Annotated in this window: 4 protein-coding genes; 2 read left to right on the plus strand and 2 right to left on the minus strand. The window is 74.0% G+C overall.

The window, feature by feature from the left end; all coding sequences use genetic code 11:
• The coding region (locus J0670_RS32750; protein WP_207815755.1) for a TetR/AcrR family transcriptional regulator at positions 1 to 501 on the minus strand (501 nt) is incomplete at its 3' end.
• A 165-nt stretch (positions 502 to 666) separates the two neighbouring features.
• Here J0670_RS32750 and J0670_RS32755 point away from each other — a divergent pair.
• A complete protein-coding gene (locus J0670_RS32755) occupies positions 667 to 1,263 on the plus strand; it encodes a DUF2165 domain-containing protein (RefSeq protein ID WP_207815756.1) in 597 nt (198 codons plus the stop codon).
• A gap of 182 nt (positions 1,264 to 1,445) precedes the next feature.
• On the opposite strand, the gene J0670_RS32760 is transcribed toward J0670_RS32755, so the two are convergent.
• Positions 1,446 to 2,411 carry a LysR family transcriptional regulator gene (locus tag J0670_RS32760; protein WP_207815758.1) on the minus strand — a complete coding sequence of 322 codons (966 nt, stop codon included), beginning with the start codon at positions 2,409 to 2,411 and terminating at the stop codon, positions 1,446 to 1,448.
• Between the two features lie 69 nt (positions 2,412 to 2,480).
• Between J0670_RS32760 and J0670_RS32765 the strand changes: the two genes are divergently transcribed.
• Positions 2,481 to 3,509: a DMT family transporter gene (locus J0670_RS32765; RefSeq protein WP_307806800.1), complete on the plus strand. Its 1,029-nt coding sequence runs from the start codon at positions 2,481 to 2,483 to the stop codon at positions 3,507 to 3,509.
• Positions 3,510 to 3,800: the final 291 nt, after the last annotated feature.

A 3,800-nucleotide genomic window follows, 5' to 3' on the forward strand; every position in this document is an offset into this window, starting at 1 on the left:
GTCCATCGTCCACAGCACCGAGACCAGCATGACGACGACGCGGTGCAGGTCGTCGGGCACGAGGTCGGCACGGATCACGCCCGCGTGCTGACCGCGCGCCAGGAGGGCGTCGAGGGCGGCGAAGAACTCCTCGCCGGTTGCCGGGGTCAGGACGCCGGCGGCGCGGGCGGCGGCCAGGACGTTGTAGTCGCCGGCCACCGACTCCAGGGCCGCCTCCAGCACGCGGGCCAGCGCGGAGGCGGGGTCGGGGGCATGGGCGGCCGCCTGGATGACGGGCCGGACGTGCTCGCCGAAGCGCGCGTCCAGCACGGCCCGCAGGAGCGCGGCCTTGTCGGGGAAACGGCGGAAGAGCGTGGCGGCCGCGACGCCGGCCCGGCGCGCCACGTCGTCGAGGTGGGCGTCGGGGCCCTGTTCGGTGAAGACCTCCCGGGCAGCCCGGACGATCTTCTCCGCGTTGCGGGCGGCGTCGGCGCGCAGCAGCCGGGGGGAGTCGAAGGCCATCCCGGCAGCCTATCCAAGGGCCGAGGCGGCGGCGCCCGGCAAGTACCGCGCCCCTCCGGCGCCTGGAAGCCGATCACCCGCGCCCTGGAGCCCGGTGCGGTAACCGACCCCTCCCGGAATCCCGCACCGGCTCACCAACTCCCCGCAGGGGCTAGCCTTTTCAGCATGCCGACCACCCGCCCCGCAAGCCCGGGCCCCGCCGGCCGCGACCGCCTGCTCGCGTTCGGCTCACTGCCCGTGGCGGCGGCCGTGCTGACCGGGGCGAACGCGCTCTACCTGCTGCTCGTGGTCTTCGGGAACGTCACGGACTTCGCCACCAACCAGCGGTTCGTCCAGCATGTGCTGGCGATGGACACCACCTTCCACGACCGGAACCTGATGTGGCGCTCCGTCACCTCCCCGGGCCTGCGGAACGCGGCGTATGTCGCGATCATCGCCTGGGAGGCGCTGAGCGCGCTGGTGTTGACGGCGGGCACGTTCGCCTGGTGGCTGCGGCCGGAGTCGGCGCGCCGGCTTAGCAGTCTCGGCCTGCTGCTGATGCTGCTGCTTTTCGGTGCCGGGTTCATCGGGATCGGCGGCGAGTGGTTCGCCATGTGGCAGTCGAAGGCGTGGAACGGCCTGGACGCGGCGATCCGCAACGTCACCCTGTCGGGACTGGCTCTGGTGGTGGTGAACCTGCCGCACCGCACACACACCCCGCGCCCGGCGCGGGGAGAGCCCGGGCGCTCACCCGACAAAGGCGGCGCGGAGAACGCCGGGTGAGCGGGAGCCGCGCTACTCGCTCGGCACGTGCCTGGATGTCGCCGGGTCGGCAACCGCAAGGGAGTTGACGCGAGGTCCGCACCGGCGAAGGACCGCTCCGCGCTCACCCGGAACACGCCGTAGCACGTCTGGCAGGACCTCGGGGGAGGGCGCCCCGCGGAGCATCCGGCCCCTCCCGGGCATCACGGTGCGGAAAGCGGTTCTCCTCGGGAGGAGCCGATGAGCGGGGCGTTGCGGACGGCGGTGTCCAGCCGTTTCATCCTGGCGGTGGCAAGCGCCGCCACCGCTCCCGCGGCGGGCGACAGTTCGACGTTCGGCGGGTGCACCACGGCGAACGTCTCGTGGAGCGGGGGCGCCAGCGGAGCCCAGTGCAGCCCCGGCGGCACACGCCCGCCCAGCCCGTGCAGCACGCCGCGCCAGGTGACGGTGTCGGCCAGGCCGGTCGCCGCGATCTCCAACGCCGTCTCCGTCTCCTCCACTTCGATTCTCGGGTGCAGTGAGCCGCCCGCCGCCTGCACCCCGGCCAGCAGGTGACGGCGGGTGGAGTCCTCCTTGCGCCAGCTCACATCGGGCAGGACCAGCTGCGCCGCGGCGAGCTGCGCCGAGGTGACGGGGGCGGACGTCCGCGCCGGATCCGCGCTGACGTAGACCAGTTCGTCCCGCATCACCGGGTGGACCGCGACGTCCGCTTCGCCGAACGGCAGGGCGACCACGGCGACTTCCAGCGCGCCGCGGCGGAGCTGGTCCAGCACCGGGACCGAGTGGGGCCCCACGAGTTCGACCCGCAGCCCGGGGTGCCGGGTCAGGACGTCGGCCACCAGATCACTGCCGAGGTAGTGGCGCGCGGTGCGGAACACGCCGAGGCGCACGGTTCCGGTCAGCACCTGACGGACCGAGGCGACCGCCCGGCCGGCCGCGTCGACCGCGGCCAGCGCGGCGGTGGCGTGGGGCTGCAGCGCTCTGGCGGCCTCGGTGGGGACCAGGCCCCGCCCCACCCGGCGGAACAGTTCGGCGTCGAGGTGCTTCTCCAGCAGGCGCACCTGTTCGGAGATCGACGGCTGTGCGTAGCCCAGTGCGGCTGCGGCGGCCGTGAACGAGCCGTGCTCCAGTGTGGCCTGGAAGCAGCGCAGCTGCTGCAGCGTGATCAAGGAATCTCCTGTGGATGGGACAGGAAAGAAAGGCTACCTCGATTGATCTGGCGGATTTAGTTTCTGGGTGTGACTACCCGACCCTCGTCCCGCGTCACGGCCCGCGGGGCCGTTCTCTGCCTCGTGTCGGCGAGCGGATTCGGTCTCGCCCCGGTGTTCGCCAAGCAGGCCTTCGCCACCGGTGCCGGCGTCACCACCGTGCTCACCGCCCGCTTCGCGCTGGCCGCCGCCGTCTTCTGGGCGGTGGTGCTCTGCCGCCGCCCGCGCCGCCCGCACGGACGGACGCTTCCGGCGGGCCTGGCCCGGGGACGGACGCTCCCGGCGGGCCTGGCCCTGGGCGCCGTGGGGTACGCCGTCCAGTCCGCGGCCTACTTCGGCGCCGTCACCAGGATCGACGCCTCGCTGGCCGCGCTCCTGCTCTACGCCTACCCCGCCGTGGTGACGCTGCTCGCGCTCGCCCTGCGCCGGGAGTCTCCCGACCGCTACCGGCTGGCCGCACTGGTCTGTTCCGCGCTCGGGGTGCTGTTCCTGCTCGGTCCCGGCGGCGCGGGGCCGGGCGCCGACACCGCGGGCGTGCTGCTGGCGCTGGGGGCGGCCGTCACCTACGCCCTGTACCTGACGGCCGCCGGCCACCTGGTGAAAAGCCTCGATCTGCCGCTGCTGTCCGCGCTGGTGTGCACCGGCGCCTGCGCCAGCCTGGCCGTCTTCGGCACGGCGACCGGTGGGCTGCGGCTGCCGTCCGAACCGGCGTGGACGTGGATCGGGCTGCTGGCCCTGTGCTCCACCGTCGTCCCGGTGCTGTGCCTGTTCGCCGGGACACGGGCGCTGGGAGCCCCGACCGCCGCGATCCTGTCCTGCACCGAGGTCCTGGTGACCGTCGCCGCCGGCGCCTTCTGCTACGGCGACCGTCTCACCGCCGGCCGGGTCTCGGGCGCCGTGGCGGTGTTCGCCTCGGTCGTGATCGTCGAACACGGCCGCCGCCGCCGGGAACGGCCGCGGGTGGAAGCCCCCCGCCCCGACCGGGCGCGGCGGGCGACCGCGAGAACGGAAGCCCCGGCACCCAAGGGCGGGACGCCTCAGGCCGTCCACCGGAAGTGACGAACCGTGATGGCGGACCCGAGCACGATCCTGCCGGTTCGCACACGGGACCAGGGCGTGCACGAGAGCGCCCGGCCGCTGGGCCCCCGCGCGGACGGCCTGTCGCCCGGTGGGTCTCAGGGCAGGCGGCAGCGCGGGGACGCGGCGCCGTCCGGGGCGTCGGTGTCGCTGGAGACCAGCAGGAGGACCGTGGCGCGCCTGGTGCCCAGGGAGCGGAGCCTGTGGGGTGTGGTGGCCTTGAAGTAGGCGCAGTCGCCGAGTTCGAGCGTGATCACGCGGGAGGGGAGGATC

It is taken from the genome of Streptomyces sp. FH025 (assembly GCF_017427025.1).
GTDB lineage: Bacteria > Actinomycetota > Actinomycetes > Streptomycetales > Streptomycetaceae > Kitasatospora.